General features: G+C 64.2%; 17 protein-coding genes and 1 riboswitch. Of the genes, 7 read left to right on the forward strand and 10 right to left on the reverse strand.

Translation table 11 applies throughout. The annotated features are described in order from the left end of the window. Positions 1-31: 31 nt before the first annotated feature. The 4 genes from A2J03_RS14475 to A2J03_RS14490 form a co-directional block, all read right to left on the reverse strand. A complete protein-coding gene (locus tag A2J03_RS14475; protein ID WP_068375114.1) occupies positions 32-571 on the reverse strand; it encodes a universal stress protein in 540 nt (179 codons plus the stop codon). Between the two features lie 10 nt (positions 572-581). Then, entirely contained in the window at positions 582-947 is a 366-nt protein-coding gene (gene crcB, locus A2J03_RS14480) for a fluoride efflux transporter CrcB (protein ID WP_068375117.1), read from the reverse strand. Continuing rightward, positions 944-1,435 carry a FluC/FEX family fluoride channel gene (locus A2J03_RS14485; RefSeq protein WP_068375120.1) on the reverse strand — a complete coding sequence of 164 codons (492 nt, stop codon included), beginning with the start codon at positions 1,433-1,435 and terminating at the stop codon, positions 944-946. The genes crcB and A2J03_RS14485 overlap by 4 nt, the downstream gene beginning before the upstream one ends. Before the next feature lie 17 nt (positions 1,436-1,452). Continuing rightward, a riboswitch (Fluoride riboswitch) is annotated at positions 1,453-1,541 on the reverse strand. A 39-nt stretch (positions 1,542-1,580) separates the two neighbouring features. Further along, a complete protein-coding gene (locus A2J03_RS14490; RefSeq protein ID WP_068375122.1) occupies positions 1,581-2,351 on the reverse strand; it encodes an IclR family transcriptional regulator in 771 nt (256 codons plus the stop codon). A gap of 169 nt (positions 2,352-2,520) precedes the next feature. Here A2J03_RS14490 and A2J03_RS14495 point away from each other — a divergent pair, with 169 nt between their 5' ends. From A2J03_RS14495 to A2J03_RS14510, 4 genes are read left to right on the forward strand one after another with little or no spacing between them, the layout of a single operon-like run. Beyond that, positions 2,521-3,282 carry a CoA transferase subunit A gene (locus tag A2J03_RS14495; protein WP_197480771.1) on the forward strand — a complete coding sequence of 254 codons (762 nt, stop codon included), beginning with the start codon at positions 2,521-2,523 and terminating at the stop codon, positions 3,280-3,282. Further along, a complete protein-coding gene (locus A2J03_RS14500) occupies positions 3,279-3,923 on the forward strand; it encodes a 3-oxoacid CoA-transferase subunit B (RefSeq protein ID WP_068375124.1) in 645 nt (214 codons plus the stop codon). Before A2J03_RS14495 ends, A2J03_RS14500 begins: the two co-directional genes overlap by 4 nt. Positions 3,924-3,953: 30 nt before the next feature. Next, positions 3,954-5,075 (forward strand): CaiB/BaiF CoA transferase family protein, encoded by a 1,122-nt coding sequence (locus A2J03_RS14505; RefSeq protein ID WP_068375126.1) that lies wholly within the window; start codon positions 3,954-3,956, stop codon positions 5,073-5,075. 9 nt (positions 5,076-5,084) lie between these two features. Continuing rightward, entirely contained in the window at positions 5,085-6,746 is a 1,662-nt protein-coding gene (locus tag A2J03_RS14510) for a dihydroxyacetone kinase family protein (RefSeq protein ID WP_068375128.1), read from the forward strand. Here the strand turns inward: A2J03_RS14510 and A2J03_RS14515 are convergent. From A2J03_RS14515 to A2J03_RS14540, 6 genes are all read right to left on the reverse strand, one after another. Continuing rightward, on the reverse strand, positions 6,732-7,217 hold the full coding sequence (locus A2J03_RS14515) for a GAF domain-containing protein (RefSeq protein WP_068375129.1): 486 nt from the start codon (positions 7,215-7,217) through the stop codon (positions 6,732-6,734). The two genes, A2J03_RS14510 and A2J03_RS14515, sit on opposite strands and share 15 nt — an antisense overlap. 10 nt (positions 7,218-7,227) lie before the next feature. Then, complete coding sequence (locus A2J03_RS14520) at positions 7,228-7,452, reverse strand: hypothetical protein (RefSeq protein WP_068375132.1); 225 nt, start codon at positions 7,450-7,452, stop codon at positions 7,228-7,230. An 11-nt stretch (positions 7,453-7,463) separates the two neighbouring features. Continuing rightward, complete coding sequence (locus tag A2J03_RS14525) at positions 7,464-8,150, reverse strand: DUF998 domain-containing protein (RefSeq protein WP_068375134.1); 687 nt, start codon at positions 8,148-8,150, stop codon at positions 7,464-7,466. Positions 8,151-8,383: 233 nt separating this feature from the next. After that, a complete protein-coding gene (locus A2J03_RS14530) occupies positions 8,384-8,788 on the reverse strand; it encodes a very short patch repair endonuclease (protein ID WP_068375139.1) in 405 nt (134 codons plus the stop codon). A gap of 9 nt (positions 8,789-8,797) precedes the next feature. Then, positions 8,798-9,625: a hypothetical protein gene (locus A2J03_RS14535; protein WP_068375142.1), complete on the reverse strand. Its 828-nt coding sequence runs from the start codon at positions 9,623-9,625 to the stop codon at positions 8,798-8,800. Next, complete coding sequence (locus tag A2J03_RS14540) at positions 9,622-10,770, reverse strand: DNA (cytosine-5-)-methyltransferase (protein WP_197480772.1); 1,149 nt, start codon at positions 10,768-10,770, stop codon at positions 9,622-9,624. Before A2J03_RS14540 ends, A2J03_RS14535 begins: the two co-directional genes overlap by 4 nt. A gap of 319 nt (positions 10,771-11,089) precedes the next feature. On the opposite strand from A2J03_RS14540, the gene A2J03_RS14545 reads away from it, so the two are divergent. The 3 genes from A2J03_RS14545 to A2J03_RS14555 form a co-directional block, all read left to right on the forward strand. Beyond that, on the forward strand, positions 11,090-12,880 hold the full coding sequence (locus tag A2J03_RS14545; protein ID WP_068375155.1) for an ABC transporter ATP-binding protein: 1,791 nt from the start codon (positions 11,090-11,092) through the stop codon (positions 12,878-12,880). After that, complete coding sequence (locus A2J03_RS14550) at positions 12,873-14,732, forward strand: ABC transporter ATP-binding protein (RefSeq protein ID WP_068375148.1); 1,860 nt, start codon at positions 12,873-12,875, stop codon at positions 14,730-14,732. The genes A2J03_RS14545 and A2J03_RS14550 overlap by 8 nt, the downstream gene beginning before the upstream one ends. 188 nt (positions 14,733-14,920) lie before the next feature. After that, a partial coding sequence (locus A2J03_RS14555) for an MMPL family transporter (RefSeq protein WP_231912538.1) occupies positions 14,921-15,420 on the forward strand: 500 nt, incomplete at its 3' end.

The following is a 15,420-nucleotide window of genomic DNA, read 5'->3' on the forward strand; positions in this document are numbered from 1 at the left end:
CGAGGCGGTGTGGTGAAGGTGTCGGGTCCGGTCACAGATGATTATTCTCGGTTGCTGGGACGAGCAGTACCGGGCGGAGAGCGTGGCGGGCCAGCGTCGAGGACACCGATTCTCCGAGGACCCTCTCGATCAGTGACATCACCCCTCCGCGCGTGGTGCCGACGATGATCATCAGGGCGTCATTGGCTTCGGCAATCGTGGTCAGCAGCTGGGCAGGTACGCCTTCCCTCGAGTAGTAAGCCCAGTTCCCGGGCAGGGTGGACAGCATGGTGCAGGCCTCCTGGCGCTCTTGTTCGACCGCATCGGCGATACGTTGTTCCCAGTCGTAGCTGTCCGGGTCGATCGGCAGGTCGTCGGTGTCGACGATGTGCGCGACGTGCAGGAACGCGTTCAGTCGGTCGGCGAGGTCCATCGCATAGGACAAGGCAGCGCGGCTGGCGGGGTGCCGGTCGAAGCCGACGACGAGGTGGCATACGGGTGGTACCGGGCCAGCAGGGCCGTCCACACGCAGCGGGGCGAGCCAATTCCGGAGTTCGTCCCGGGTGGTGTGTTCGCGTTCGTTCTCGGTCATTGCATTCTCCTCACACGGAAGCCAGGACGAGACCGGCACCGCCGGCAGCGACGGTCACCAACAGGGTGCCGACCGCGTTCACCACGCCGGCAATGTAATTCTGACGTTGGATCAGTCGCACCGTCTCGAAACTGGCGGTGCTGAACGTGGTGTACCCGCCGCAGAACCCGATGCCCACGATCAGCTGAAGTTCCCGGGGAAGACCGTGGAAGAGGAACAGTCCAGTGACGAATCCGAGGAGCAGTGATCCGGTCACGTTGATAATCGCTGTCGCCCAGGGAAAGTCCGACGACCGGCGGTGTTTGATAGCTCCGTCAAGCACGAAGCGTGCGATTGCTCCCGCGCTACCCGCGCAGGCGATCCACAGTGTCGTCATTGCGTTGCCTCTGTGGGTCGTGACCGCAGTCGCGCGGCGATCGCGATTCCGGCGGTGGTGGCCATCAGGCCAACCAGTACGGTGCCGACCGCGTAGCTACCGGCGGCCCACCACTGATGGCTACGCAGAAAAAGATCGGTATCGGCGGCGAGAGCGCTGTACGTGGTGAACGAACCGAGCGTCCCGGTGCCCACCAACAGGCGGACTTGTCGCCGCCATCGGGTGTCCGGACCCAGGCGAGCCAGTCCTTCCAGCAACAGACCGAGCAGGAAAGCCCCGACGATGTTGATGGCGAAGGTGGTCACCGGCCATCCACCCGCGGCAGGGGGAAGCGACAGTCCGAGCTGGTATCGGAGTGGCGCCCCGGCCAATCCACCGACACCGACGGCGGTGATCGCGGACGGCCGCACATGAAGCGGGCGCCGGGTTCGAGGTGCGGTATCGGGATCGACCGGCAAGGTCGGATTCGGATCGCGGTGACCGTCCACGGGCAGACTCCTTCCACTCAGGGAAAGGAGCCATCAGCCCCGGGCTGGGGCGGTTCAGACAACCCTTGACGGGCGATCTAGGCGGAGATCCATCGCCAGCCGCAATCATAGCCTGAACACCTCGCGCACGTTCGTCGCTACCTGTTCAGCGTTCGGGCCGCAGAAGGCCGGACAAAATGTGTGCTTGCTCGAGCAACAGGGTGCCGAGTTCGTGGTGGCGTTCCGGCCGGAAGCGCGTCTCGACGCCGGTCAAGCTCAATGCCCATGCGGGCTTGCCGGTGCGATCGAACACCGCCGCGCCGATTCCCCAGCTGCCCTCGACGAGCAACGCAGGATTGACGGCGTACCCGGTTACGCGGGTCGCGTCGACACGCCGCCTCAATGCCTCCGACGAATGCTCGGGTCCCCAGTCGGACTGCAGGTCGGTTCTCTTCAGATAGTCGACGACCTCGCGGTCGGGAAGGTGCGCCAGTATCACCATCCCGGCCGACGCCACACCGAGCGGAAACCTGATGCCCTCGTACAGGACATGAGAGCGAAGCGGGAAGCTCCCGTCCTCGCGGAGCAGACAGACCGTCTCGTCGCCGCGGCGTGCGGACAGAAATGCGCTCTCACCGCTGACAGCGGCAAGCGTGTGTACGACGCGTCGAGCCTGGTCGGTGATGTCGTAGCGGCCCGCGGCGGCCGATCCGAGCAGGTACATCTCCGGCCCGAGCGTCCACCTGCCGGTTGCGGCATCTCGGTCGAGAAACCCCTCGTCTGCGAGGGATGTCAGCAGCCGATGCGCCGTCGGGCGAGCCAGCATGGTGGCGCGGGCCAACTCGGTGGTGGATCCGCCGTCGGGCTCGGCCGCACCGACAGCACGCAGAAGCGCCGCGGTGCGGGCGATGACATTCGGCGCGACATTCGAGGGCACATCCCGACTCTAGCAAGCGTCCGTCCAGTGAACGCATAGAGTCCGATGGTTCGTCACGCGATCACTTCGGAGTCGATTTTCGGTACCCCCTTCCTGCAATCCACAGTTCAGCGTCTACTGAGTGCAGTGATGCAGCGCGTTCGCTGTGTGGACAGAGAAGGAGGCTTCAGTGGCAGGGAAGGTGTACGAGTCAGCGGCAACCGCCGTGGCGGATATCGGTGACGGCTCGAGCGTGGCAGTCGGAGGGTTCGGGCTCTGCGGGATTCCCGACGCCTTGATCCAGGCGATCGGGGAGACCGACGCGTCGGATCTCGAGGTGTTCTCCAACAACTGCGGTGTCGACGACCACGGCTTGGGAATTCTGCTTGCACTGGGTCGAATTCGACGCGTGACCGCGTCGTATGTGGGCGAGAACAAAGAGTTCGCGCGGCAATACCTCGCGGGTGAACTCGAAGTCGAACTGACCCCGCAGGGCACGCTGGCCGAGCGTATGCGCGCCGGCGGCACCGGGATTCCAGCGTTCTTCACCCCTGCCGGCGTGGGAAGCCCCATCGCGGACGGGGGAATGCCGTGGCGGTACAACACCGACGGCAGTATTGCGATCTCGTCACCGCCCAAGGAGACTCGCGTGTTCGGTGCCAAGCGCTACGTGCTCGAGGAAGCGATCACCGCCGACTACGCGCTGGTGCACGCCGAGATCGGCGACACCGAGGGCAATCTTGTGTTCGACAAGACTGCAATGAACTTCAATCCGCTTGCTGCGATGGCAGGCAAGATCACGATCGCCCAGGTCGAGCACCTTGTCGAGCCCGGCGAGATCGACCCGGGTGCAGTGCATCTGCCGGGCGTCTTCGTTCAGCGCATCGTGAACACCGGCACCCAGGACAGGCGCATCGAAAAGCGCACGGTCAGTGTAGGAGGACAAGCATGACCACAGCGATAGCAGGCTGGACCCGTGAGCAGATGGCCGAGCGGACCGCGGCCGAGATGATCGACGGTGAATACGTCAATCTCGGAATCGGTTTGCCCACATTGATTCCCGGATATCTGACGTCCGAAGTCCGAGTCGTACTGCATTCGGAGAACGGCATCCTCGGAACGGGCCCGTACCCGACCGAGGAGAACATCGACGCGAACCTCATCAATGCGGGCAAGGAAACCGTCACCGTCAACTCCGGTGCGGCATTCTTCGATTCGTCGTTGTCGTTCGGCATGATTCGCGGCGGCCACATCGACACGGCAGTACTCGGCGGGATGCAGGTATCGCGTTCCGGCGATCTGGCGAACTGGATGGTTCCGGGCAAGATGGTCAAGGGGATGGGCGGTGCGATGGACCTCGTTCACGGCGCACGCCGCGTCATCGTGGTCATGGAACACACCGACCGTGAGGGCAACCCGAAGATTCTCGACGCGTGCACGCTGCCGCTGACGGGTCAGGGCGTCGTGAACCGAATCGTCACCAACCTTGCCGTCATCGACGTCGTGGGTGACGGGACGTTGGCGCTGGCCGAGCTCGCGCCGGGCGTGACGAGAGAGCAGGTCGAGGCAGCGACGGGCGTTCCCCTGGCCTGACAGGCTCTCTGACTGTGTCACCATGGCCGAATGGCTGAATCATCGAGAATCGAAGGTCCGCTGGCAGGGCTCGTCGTCGCTGACTTCTCGCGGGTCCTCGCGGGCCCGTACGCGACGATGATGCTCGGCGACATGGGCGCCGAGGTGATCAAGATCGAACGACCCGGTGACGGCGACGACACCCGATCCTGGGGACCTCCCTACGATTCGAACGGCACCGCAACCTATTTCGCGTCGGTGAACCGCAACAAGGCCTCGCGGGCGATCGATCTGAAGACCGAGGCCGGACTTATCGAGGCTCGCGAGATCATCTCCGGTGCAGACATTCTGATCGAGAACTTTCGAGCGGGAACCATGGATCAACTCGGGCTCGGGTATGCCGCGCTGTCGGCCGAGCGGCCTGGTTTGATCTACTGCTCCATCACCGGCTTCGGTACCGGTGGAGGGGCTGCACTACCGGGATACGATCTGCTGGTCCAGGCCGTAGGAGGTGTGATGAGCGTCACCGGCCCCGACCCGCAGACCCCGACCAAGGTCGGCGTCGCGATGGTGGACATCGTCACCGGTCTACACGCACTGGCGGGGATACTTGCTGCGCTGCATCATCGTTCGCAGTCGGGCCTCGGCCAGTACGTGCACACGAACTTGATGTCGTGCGTGCTGTCCGCGCTCAGCAATCAATCGGCCGCGTACCTGGGCGGCGGGGTCGTGCCGACCGCGATGGGCAACAAGCACCCGTCTGTGGTCCCGTACGAGGTGTTCGAGACCGCGGATCGTCCGCTTGCCCTCGCGGTGGGCAACGACAAGCAATTCGCCGCTCTGGCGGACGTCGTCTCGCTGCCGTGGTTGTCGAGCGATTCACGATTCATCGGCAACTCCGCGCGGGTGGCGAACCGCGATGCCCTGGTCTCGGAATTGACGGCGCGGTTCGCGACCCGATCTGCCGACGACTGGTACCGGGCTCTGTCCGAACGCCACGTCCCTGCGGGTCCCGTCAACTCCCTCGACGAGGCGTTCGCGTTCGCGGAAGCGCTGGGATTGAATCCGCGCGTAGAGGTTCCGGGCGCTACAAGCGCAGGTGTGCGTAACCCGATCGATTTCTCGGCGACGCCCGTCGGCTACCGCCTGCCGCCACCGCCGATGCCTGGCTAGGGTGGAGGCATGTTCGTCAACTCCCCCTCGACCTTCGTATCCGATGCCGTTCGCGGCCTGATCGCCTCCACCGGCGACATCGCATGGCACGCAGATCCAGGATTCCTGACGCGACGCGAACCGCTACCAGCAGGGCAGGTCGCGCTTCTGTCGGGCGGCGGCAGCGGTCACGAACCGATGCACGCGGGATTCATCGGCGCCGGAATGCTTGCGGGAGTGTGCCCTGGGTTGATTTTCACCTCGCCGAACGCGCTGCAGGTGCACCGAGCATCCAGGGCGGTCAGTGTCGGCGGTGGAGTGGTGCACATCGTCAAGAACTACACCGGCGACGTGATGAACTTCCGCATTGCGCGAGAGTTGTTGCACGAGGACGGTATCGAGTCGGACTTCGTTCTGGTCGACGACGATGTCGCCACCGAACGCGCCGACGGTGACGGCCCGGGCCGACGTGGAACCGCAGCTACCGTCGTCGTCGAGAAGATCTGCGGGGCTGCCGCCGAGCGTGGGGACACGATGGAGCAGGTGGTCGCGATCGGTCGACGGGTCGCCGCCAACGCACGAAGCATGGCCGTCGCGTTGCAGCCGTCCGTGCTGCCCGGATCCACCGAGTTCTCGTTCGACCTGCCCGACGGTGAAATCGAGATCGGCATCGGGATTCACGGCGAACGAGGAACGACGCGGGTCCCGACGATGTCTGCCCAGGACATCGTTGCGGAGCTGGCCCAGCCGGTCGTCCACTCGCTGGACCTCGAACGAGGCGAATCCGTCATCGCCTTTGTGAACGGGCTCGGTGCGACCCACCCGATGGAGCTGCATCTCCTGTATGGAGAGTTGGCAGAGCTGTTGGCCGACAAAGGAATCGACATTGCTCGCCCGCTCGTCGGAAGCTTGGTCACCGCGCTGAACATGGGTGGCGCATCCATCACGCTCGTGCGCGTCGACGACGAGATCCTCGAGCTGTGGGATGCGCAGACCGACGCGCCCGCCTGGCCCAACACCCCCGCGACGAGTGCATCGACACTGGGCGCACGGGAGCGTTTCGGTCCGAGTTTCGCTCCGAGCGAAAGTGATTCACCTCAGGACGGGTTCGTATCCTCCTGGATCGCCTCGTGGGCCGAGCGGGTGCTTGCCGAAGAACCCGCGCTGACCGAACTGGACCGGCGCGCAGGCGACGGCGACTTCGGCACCAACATGGTCTCGGCTCTGGAGCAACTGGACCTCGCCAGCATCCGCGAAACCTACTCCGCACAAACGGTATTCGAGGCAGTATCCGAGGCATACCTGGGGCATGCAGGAGGAACCTCCGGCGCGCTGTTCGGAATCTGGTTCCGACAGTTCTACACCTGCCTCGAATCGGTGGACCTCGGATCGATCACCGCCGCCGCGCGCAGCGGTCTCGACACCATCACCGACCTCGGCGGTGCGCGCATCGGTGACAAGACGATGGTCGACGCCATCGCCCCGGCAGTGGAAGCGCTCGAAGCCGCAACAGATATGGACAAAGGTCTACGCGACGCAGCCGCTGCGGCGACGACCGGGGCTCAGGCAACCGAGCACCTTACCGCCAACAGAGGCCGCGCGTCGTACGTAGGTGACGCGGCTCGAGGCGTCGTAGATCCGGGTGCGCTGGTGATGGCGTGGTTTTTCGAAGCTGCGTCAGAGGCTCGGTGACAAGTAGACCCGGGCGATAGCTTCGAGACCGGCCTGGTCGTCGGCGTCGAAGCGGTCCGGGATCGGGCTGTCGAGGTCGAAGACGCCGATGAGGGTGTCACCGTCGTACAGCGGAACGACGAGTTCGGATCGGGTCGCGCCGTCGCACGCGATGTGGCCTTCGAAAGCGTGGACGTCGGCAATTCGTTGGGTCTCGCGGGTCGTCGCAGCGGCACCGCACACACCCTTGTCGAGTGCGATACGCACACACGCGGGTTGTCCCTGGAACGGTCCGACGACGAGTTCGGTGCCGTCGAACAGGTAGAAGCCGACCCAGTTGACCTCGGGCAGGGCGTGGTAGACGAGCGCAGAAATGTTCGCCGCGTTGGCGATCCGGTTCGGTTCGCCAGCGGTGAGCGCGGCGGCCTGCTGCGTCAGCTGCGCGTACTGCTCGGTTTTCGTGCCTTCGAGGGCGGTAGCGGTGAACGACATATGGGCGAGTCTATTTCTTGACCGGCTTCCGTCGACCACTCAGGCGTCCGGCCGCGAAGCCGACGGCGAACAGCACGAGCAGGATCAGCCACAGTGGCGAGGTGATCCTCAGCCAGAACAGCTCGATGGTGGTGCTGTATCGATTCTCGGCGATGAACACTGCCGCGAGGATCACCAGCAGAATCGGCACCCAGTGCGTCTTCAGAAAGCTCAGAATTCGATCTTTACCCGACATACCTCAGGAAATTACCCGGTCAGCGCCACTCTGCGTATCCGAACTGCCAACCCGAGTACGACGAGATATGCCGACATCCCGGAGACCTGGATTCGCTGTGCGATCCCGAGGCCTGACGAGCCGGGTAGGTTGTCGGCGATCATCAGCCAGGCAGTGGCCAGTGAGGTGATGACGAGCACGGTCAGGCCCACGGTTCGGAGCAGCGGCAGCGTTCGGTAGCGGTAAGCCGCGGCGGTGAAGGCGATCATCGCGGTGAAGACGGCGAACACCGCGATTGTGCTGGTCAGCGCGTGAATGTGGTGCAGCTGCGGGAACAAGCCACTCGGCTCGACAGGGCAGGACGGGTCGTTCGCGGCGACACATTCGATCGGAAGCTGTGAGTCTGCGATCGTAGCTGCGCCGAAAGTTCCGATCGCGATCCAACCCGTAACCGTCAGTCGTTTGCGCGTGAACGTGGCGAGACCCAGGGCTGCCGCTGCGATCAGCATGATTCCGGTCAGCAGGTCCGCGGTGCTGAAGAAGTGTCGATACGGCTGGTCGGCTGCGTCGAGCTCGCTGAGAAACGACACCGCAGGGTCGAGGCCGGTGTCGAGAAAGAACTCCGCAACCCAAGCGGAGTACAGAACTCCGGCGATGACCAGCAGCACAGTTACCGTCCGCGGTGCCCATGCTCTGCTGGTATTCCACTCCTGACCCACGCGTATCAGAGTAGTGGGGCTCGGGGGTCTTGTTGGTGACCGAATGAGACATTCGCTCTGCTGAGGTGACCGAATGAGACATTCGCACACTCAGAGTGACCGAACCAGCCGTTCGCTGCGCCGGGGAGACCGAAACAGACATTCGCACACTCAGAGTGACCGAACCAGCCGTTCGCTGCGCCGGGGAGACCGAAATGGACATTCGGTCACCGGGCGGTCACCCCAGCGCCCGATCACCCCAGCGCCCGGACGACCTTGTCGGCAGCATCGGCGACCGGCTCGTGCTCCCACACCCGCACGACGGCCCACCCTTCGGCTTCGAGGCGTTCGTCGGTATTGCGGTCGCGGGCGACGTTGGCGGCCAGTTTGTCGGCCCACCACTGTGCGTTGTTGCGGGGCTTGGTGGCGTGTTCGGGGCAGCTGTGCCAGAAGCACCCGTCCACGTAGACGGCCACTTTTCGTCGAGGAAAGACCAGATCTGCCCGACGCCTGAGGCCCTTGAAGGGAGCGCGGTCCACGAAGTACCGGAGCCCACGGCGGTGCAGTTCACGACGAAGCGCGACCTCCGGTTTGGTGTCGCGGCGGCGCTGCTTGCTCAGCCGCGCGCTGGTCGCAGCATCGGTCAACGGCCTGGACATAGCGCGAAACTACCCGTCTTCGCTGTCCTCGGGTTCGGACCAGGTCGGGGCGAACTTGTTGCGCCGCTCGACCTCCCCATGCACGACCGCGGTGAACTCCTCGAACGAGAGGGTCTGGGCGTTGGTCGGTCGACCGTTGCGAGGAGGGGACTCGTCGACGTCGAAGAACCGGACTTCACCGTCGGTGTCGTAGAGCCCGATGAACACCTTTTCGAACAGGTCGTACCGAGTGTCCTCGGCGCCGAGATCGACCCACATCTTTCCAGTACCGCCGACGACGGCCCGCTTGCCGCGTCCCGACCTCTTCGACAACGTCGTGACGTGATGCGCGAACGACGACTTTCCGATGTCACTGGCCTTGGAGGCGTCGCCGTCGTCGCAGGTGAAGAACGGCTCGAACATGACGGCGACGAGCACGCTGTACGGCTGGCGTTGGTGCAGCACCATCGCTTCACCGCGCAACTCGTGATCGTTGCGGACGATGTTCTTGGTCCAGCGGCCGAACTTGCCGGTTCGGGGGCTGAAATCGCGGAAACTGTACGTCTTGATGGATACGCAGAGGATCAAACCGAGCGTCGGATCCAAGGCTTTGACGTCGAGCCTCTTGCGGCCCTTCGCGACGTCGACCTGCGCTTCCTGCCCGACGCCCATCGCGTCGGGAGTGATGTTGGGATAGTGCGGCCGCAGGGCGTCGGCGACGGTTTGTGCGAGGTGATTGGAAAGCCGTTGCGCGTAGTTCTTCTTGTCGCTTCGGTCGGCGTCGGGCGCAGGCTTGGCCCCCGCCAGCGCGAGAGGTCTGGCCAGCGCAGGCGGATCGGGAAACAGCTGATCGCTCATGCGGCTCTCGGGTTCGGGTGCCCGCCCATGCGGTCGAGGTGTGATTCGACGTCGTCGAGGAATCCCGGCACGAAACGCAGATTGCCCATTTGCGCGCGTTTGAGGAAGCCTGCGGTGGCGCGCGCCGACAGCAGGCGTGAGTCGTCGAGAAAGTCACTGAGGTTCTCGTACGGTTCGTGGACCGGCCACGTCGACCGATGCACCCGGAACGCCGTGCCCTTCGCGCCCCACGCAGCGGCCGGCCAGGCCTGACCCGGCAGAATCGGGACGTCGTCCGAGTGGTCGTGCGGTTGCGGATGATCGAGCTGAGATGCCACCCACGACGCCATGCGCACACTCACCGCGTTCCCGACGAGCTTCCATCGGTGCCCAGCTCGGACCCCGGGAAGCGAGAGGGCCGGAGCCGTCCAATCGGGATCGAAGCCCTGCAGCCGCTCGGCGCCGACGATCCCCGGCGTCACGATCTCCCCGGAGGGAAGCCGCACTGCCGGGGGACTGGCGATGCCGATCGACGAACCGCCTTTGAGCGTCGGGACCGCGTTGACTGCCCAGCCGAGACCGCGCGTGCCCTCGGTCCAGTAGAAGCCGCACGGCTGCTCGGACGGGTCGCCGTCGGGAAGAGGCCCCTCGTCCTGAGCGAACAGAATTTCGCGTGCATCCTCGGTACGAGAGGCCAGCATGAGTACCCGCTGGCGGCGCTGTGGAAGCCCGAACGACCGGGCGTCGACGACGCGATACGCCCACATGTAGCCGAGGTCGGACAATGCGTCGGTGATGTGCCTCATTGCGGCACCGCGGCCGAGCTGCAGCATGAAGGGAACATTTTCGATGAGCAGCCACCGTGGGCCGTTGCGACGTTTGACGAGCCGGAATACCTCGTCGACCAGTCCTGATCTTGCACCGGTGATGCCTGCCGTCCGACCGGCCTGCGACAGATCCTGACACGGAAATCCCGCCGCGACGAGCTCGGTGCCCGACGGCAGACCACGCAGCTTGGTGACGTCGCGATGCAGCGGGACGTCGGGAAAGCGCGCGCCGAGAACGGCACCGGCGCCGGGGTCGATTTCGCACAGCAGTTCCGTCGACCACCCCTGCCCGGAGAGCCCTAACTCGAGCCCGCCGATCCCGGCGAACAGCCCCACCATCGATCGCGAACCCACGCGCATCCTTCTCTCCCGAAGCCAAAACTCTGTGCAGAACGTTACTCGAGAACTCCGACAGGTTTCGCCAGCCACGCGGCCGGCCGATCGCAATCGCCACAAGCAGTCAACCGCGTAGCAGCGCCCGTTCGACTCACGCCGCATCCACACCCCGACGGTAGTGCCGATCCATCAGCAGAAGTACCCGACCTTGACATCAACCATGGTCGAGGTTCGACGATGGAATGCGACCGCAGAAAAATCGGTTGGTTCAAGGGCTGTCGGAGTGAAACCATGCATTCCACAGCAGGTGAGGAGAAAGTCAGTGTCCACGGGTGTGCTCGAAGATCGAACGACAACCCTCGATGAGTCGAACCCCGACACCAAGCAACCGAGTTCGCTGGCCCGGTTACTGCCGTTTTTGAGGCCGTACCGGTGGCACTTCACGGCGTCGATCGTCATCTCTCTGATCGCGACGCTGACAGGCCTGGTGATCCCACTGGTACTGCAGGGCGTCATCGACGGGCCGATCACCGACGGTGATTTCGCCGGCGTGTGGTGGCCCGCGGCGCTCGTGCTGTTTCTCGGAACAGTCGACGCGGTCGGAATCTGGGTACGTCGCTATCTGGTGTCGGCTCCGTCGAGTCAGTTCGAGATCTCGGCTCGCGCAGCGGTCTTCGAGAAGTTGCAGAGACTGTCGGTCTCGGCGCACGAGAGCTGGGAGTCGGGGCAGCTGCTCTCTCGGGCCATTGCCGACCTGTCGTCGCTGCGTCGATTCGTCGCGTTCGTCGGTCCGTTCATCATCATCAACACTGTGACTTTGGTTGTCGGGCTGGGTGTTCTGTTCGTTCAATCCTGGCAACTCGGTCTGATCATGGCAGTCACCTCGGTCCCGCTGGTGATCGTCTGCGCGCGATTCGAAACGCTCTACCGCGTCGTCGCACGTGATGCTCAAGATCAGGCGGGCGACGTCACCACAACCGTCGAGGAGTCCATTCAGGGCATCAGGGTGCTCAAGGCCTTCGGTCGCAGCGCGCATTTGAGACGGCGGTTCCTGCGGGAGGCGGCAACGCTCCGCGGTACCGAGATGAAGAAGGTTCGCTACCTCGCCATCGTGTGGGAATTGATCGTCGGCATCCCGCCTGTCGGCATCGGCGTCATGCTGGCGTTCGGGGCGTACTCGATCGTGCAGGGCACCATGACAGCGGGAATGCTCGTCGCCGCCATGGCGATCGTGGCGTTCCTGCTCTGGCCGATCGAATCGTTCGGATTCCTTCTCGCCGAACTCAACAACGCTCGAACCGCGGCAGATCGCTACTGGGAGATCATGGACACCCCGGAGACGATCACCGAGCCGAAGCATCCAGTTCCGATGCCCCGCGATATCCGCGGTGTCCTCGAATTCCGAGGCGTCGGTTTCACGTTTCCCGACGCCTCGTCGCCGCTGCTGATCGACGTCGACTTCCGGGTCGAACCGGGTGAGACGGTCGCGTTGGTCGGCGTCACCGGGAGCGGTAAGACCGCGCTGACGAACCTCGTTCCGCGGCTGTTCGACGTGACGTCGGGGTCGGTGACGATCGACGGCATCGATATCAGGACGCTCGCGCTGGCAGATCTGCGTTCGGTGGTGTCGGTAGCGTTCGAAGACCCAGTTCTGTTCTCGGCCAGCGTCCGAGAGAACATCGCACTCGGGCGCCCCGAGGCCACCGACGCCGATGTCGACGAGGCGCTCGGTATTGCGCACGCCCGCGAATTCGTCGCGTCGCTGCCGTGGGGTCTCGACACCCGTATCGGAGAACAGGGCATGAGCCTGTCCGGTGGACAGCGCCAGCGGTTGGCGCTGGCACGTGCGGTACTCGGCAAACCTCGCATTCTCGTGCTCGACGACCCGCTGTCGGCGCTCGACGTGGGCACCGAAGCGCTGGTTCAGCACGATCTGCGACGAGTTCTACCGCATTCGACGACGGTGCTCGTCGCGCATCGGCCGTCCACCGCCGCACTCGCAGACCGAGTGTTGTACTTGGAGAACGGAAGAGTTGTGGAACAGGGTACGCACGAGCGTCTTCTGGCGACCTCGGCGAAATACCGTCACGTGATGGGATCTATCGATGGCTGAGAGAGAGGTGGCTGAGAAGGAGGTGGCTGAGAATGATTGGCGAGGAGTAGGAAACGAAGATTCCACCGTCGATTCCACGGGCAACCTGATTCTCGCGGGCAGGTCGAGGCGACTGCTGATGTCGCTCGTTCGGCCGTATCGGAAGCAAGCCCTGCTCGCACTCGCGATCATCCTCGTCGACAACCTCGCTTTCGTTGCGGGCCCGCTGTTCATCGCATACGCGCTGGATCACGGTATCTCGGCGGCTGCCGACGGGAGTTGGGCGCCGCTGGCGTGGACGGTGTTCGGCTACATCGCATTCGGAATACTCGGAGCGATCACGACGTACACGTTCCTGATGGTGTCAGGCCGCCTCAGCCAGGCGATTCTCTTCGATCTCCGAGGCCGAGTGTTCAGCCATGCCCAGCAGTTGAGCCTGTCGTTCCACGAGAAGTACACCTCGGGACGACTGATCTCGCGGCTCACCAGTGACGTCGAATCGCTGCAGACGCTGCTCGAAAGTGCCCTCAACGACGCCTTGTCCGCCATCCTGTCCATCGTCAGTATCGCCATCATCCTGGTGTATCTCGATGTGCCCCTTGCCCTGATCGTGTTGGCGGGCTTCGTTCCGCTGGTGCTGGTCACGCGGGGGTCGCAGCGCCAGCAGCGTGCCGGTTACCGGCGAACACGCGTCGCGATCGCGAAGGTCGTCGTGCATTTCGTCGAGTCGATGGGCGGCATCCGTGCGGTACAGGTGTTCCGTCGTGAGACGCGCAACAACGCAATTCTCGCCGCCGAGGACACCGAATACCGGGATGCGACGACGTCCGCGCTGCGTGGAATGGCGAGCTACACCGGCATCGTGAGATGGATCGGCAACGTCACTCTCGCGATCATCCTCGTGTTCGGTAGCTATCGGGTGATCAACGGTCACATGGATATCGGGATTCTCGCGGCCTACGTTCTGTACCTTCGTCGGTTCTACGGTCCGCTCGACGAGTTGGCTCAGGTGTTCAACGCCTACCAGTCGGCTGCTGCTGCGCTCGAGAAGATCTCGGGTGTCCTCGAGGAGAAGCCGTCGGTGGAGGCGCCGACGGATCCGATAGTGCTGGACAGCGCGCGAGGCGACATCGATTTCGATGACGTTCAGTTCGCGTACAACGCCGAACGCGTCGTTCTGCCCAAGTTCTCGCTTCACATCCCGGCCGGGCAGGTGGTGGCGATGGTCGGCGCGACCGGAGCCGGAAAGTCGACTCTGGCGAAACTTCTCGCCCGGTTCTACGACCCGACCGACGGTTCCGTGAGCCTCGACGGTATCGACCTGCGCAGGCTCGACGACGAGAACATGCGTCAGCACATCGTCATGGTGACGCAAGAATCGTTCCTGTTCTCCGGTTCCATCGCCGACAACATCAGGCTCGGCAAACCGTCGGCGACCGATGCCGAGGTGGCCGCTGCCGCAGAAGCCGTCGGGCTGACGGAGTTCATCGCGACCTTGCCGGACGGAATCGACACCGATGTTCGCAAACGCGGTGGACGGCTCAGCTCGGGTCAACGCCAGCTCGTGGCCTTCGCCAGGGTGTTCCTCGCGGCGCCCGCGGTGATCGTGCTCGACGAGGCGACCTCGAGCCTCGACATTCCGAGCGAGCGGCTGGTTCAGCGCGCTCTCGAGACGATTCTGCAGGGCCGGACCGCGCTGATCATCGCGCACAGGTTGTCGACCGTCGCCATCGCGGACCGTGTACTGGTGATGGAGGACGGCGCAATCGTCGAGGACGGTTCGCCTGCAGATCTCATCGCGGTGCACGGGCGTTTCGCGGGTCTTCACGATGCCTGGGAGCTGAGTGCGGCTGCACCCCCCGTGAGCGGGTAGTCACGTCGGGCGGAAGTCCTGCGGGCGTGGATGCGCTTGGAGCATAATGACCTGGTCAAACGGCACAAGCTTCGATTGTGCGCTTCAGCGATCGGTGGCAGGCATGCCGGGACTGTCACCCACGCTCGATGCCCGGCCGTGTTCTCCAGAAGCGGGGAATGATGTTTGCCTCCTTAGCCCGGTTCGTCGTGTCCAACCCGTGGAAGGTCATCGCTGCCTGGCTGGTTCTCGCCGCTGCAGCCATCGTGTTCTCGCCCAGCCTCGAGGACTACACGACAGGAAATCAGCAGACGTTCCTGCCGAGTTCGTTCGAGTCCTCGCAGGCCCAGGCAGCGGGTAACGAGTACTTTCCGACGCTGTCCGGCGCAACCGGAAGCCTGGTGGTGACGCGATCCGATGGGGCGGCGCTGTCTCCGGAAGATCAGCAGGCCGCGACAGGATTGGCAACAACGCTGCAGAACGAGAACATTCCGGGCGTCGTGAGCGTGAGCGCCACGCCCCAGTCGCTTTCTCAGGATGGACGGGCCGCGGCGCTTCAGGTGTCGTTCGCCGGCCAGCCCGGCGACGAAATAGTCGACGCCGCGGTACCCGTCGTCCGCGACAACGCCGACGCCGCCCTGCAGGGGTCCGATCTGGTGAGTGGACTGACCGGGAACGCGGCGATCGGCGTCGACACCACGGCGGCATA

It is taken from the genome of Rhodococcus sp. EPR-157 (assembly GCF_001647195.1).
Taxonomy (GTDB): domain Bacteria; phylum Actinomycetota; class Actinomycetes; order Mycobacteriales; family Mycobacteriaceae; genus Rhodococcoides.

Bases quoted from the DNA above. Each gene is read 5' to 3' on its own strand.
- A2J03_RS14475 (WP_068375114.1), bottom strand. From the start codon at position 571: ATGACCGAGAACGAACGCGAACACACCACCCGGGACGAACTCCGGAAT.
- A2J03_RS14515 (WP_068375129.1), bottom strand. From the start codon at position 7,217: ATGTCGTTCACCGCTACCGCCCTCGAAGGCACGAAAACCGAGCAGTAC.
- A2J03_RS14505 (WP_068375126.1), top strand. From the start codon at position 3,954: ATGGCTGAATCATCGAGAATCGAAGGTCCGCTGGCAGGGCTCGTCGTC.
- A2J03_RS14535 (WP_068375142.1), bottom strand. From the start codon at position 9,625: ATGAGCGATCAGCTGTTTCCCGATCCGCCTGCGCTGGCCAGACCTCTC.
- A2J03_RS14540 (WP_197480772.1), bottom strand. From the start codon at position 10,770: ATGGTGGGGCTGTTCGCCGGGATCGGCGGGCTCGAGTTAGGGCTCTCC.
- crcB (WP_068375117.1), bottom strand. From the start codon at position 947: ATGACGACACTGTGGATCGCCTGCGCGGGTAGCGCGGGAGCAATCGCA.
- A2J03_RS14510 (WP_068375128.1), top strand. From the start codon at position 5,085: ATGTTCGTCAACTCCCCCTCGACCTTCGTATCCGATGCCGTTCGCGGC.
- A2J03_RS14500 (WP_068375124.1), top strand. From the start codon at position 3,279: ATGACCACAGCGATAGCAGGCTGGACCCGTGAGCAGATGGCCGAGCGG.
- A2J03_RS14520 (WP_068375132.1), bottom strand. From the start codon at position 7,452: ATGTCGGGTAAAGATCGAATTCTGAGCTTTCTGAAGACGCACTGGGTG.
- A2J03_RS14530 (WP_068375139.1), bottom strand. From the start codon at position 8,788: ATGTCCAGGCCGTTGACCGATGCTGCGACCAGCGCGCGGCTGAGCAAG.
- A2J03_RS14550 (WP_068375148.1), top strand. From the start codon at position 12,873: ATGGCTGAGAGAGAGGTGGCTGAGAAGGAGGTGGCTGAGAATGATTGG.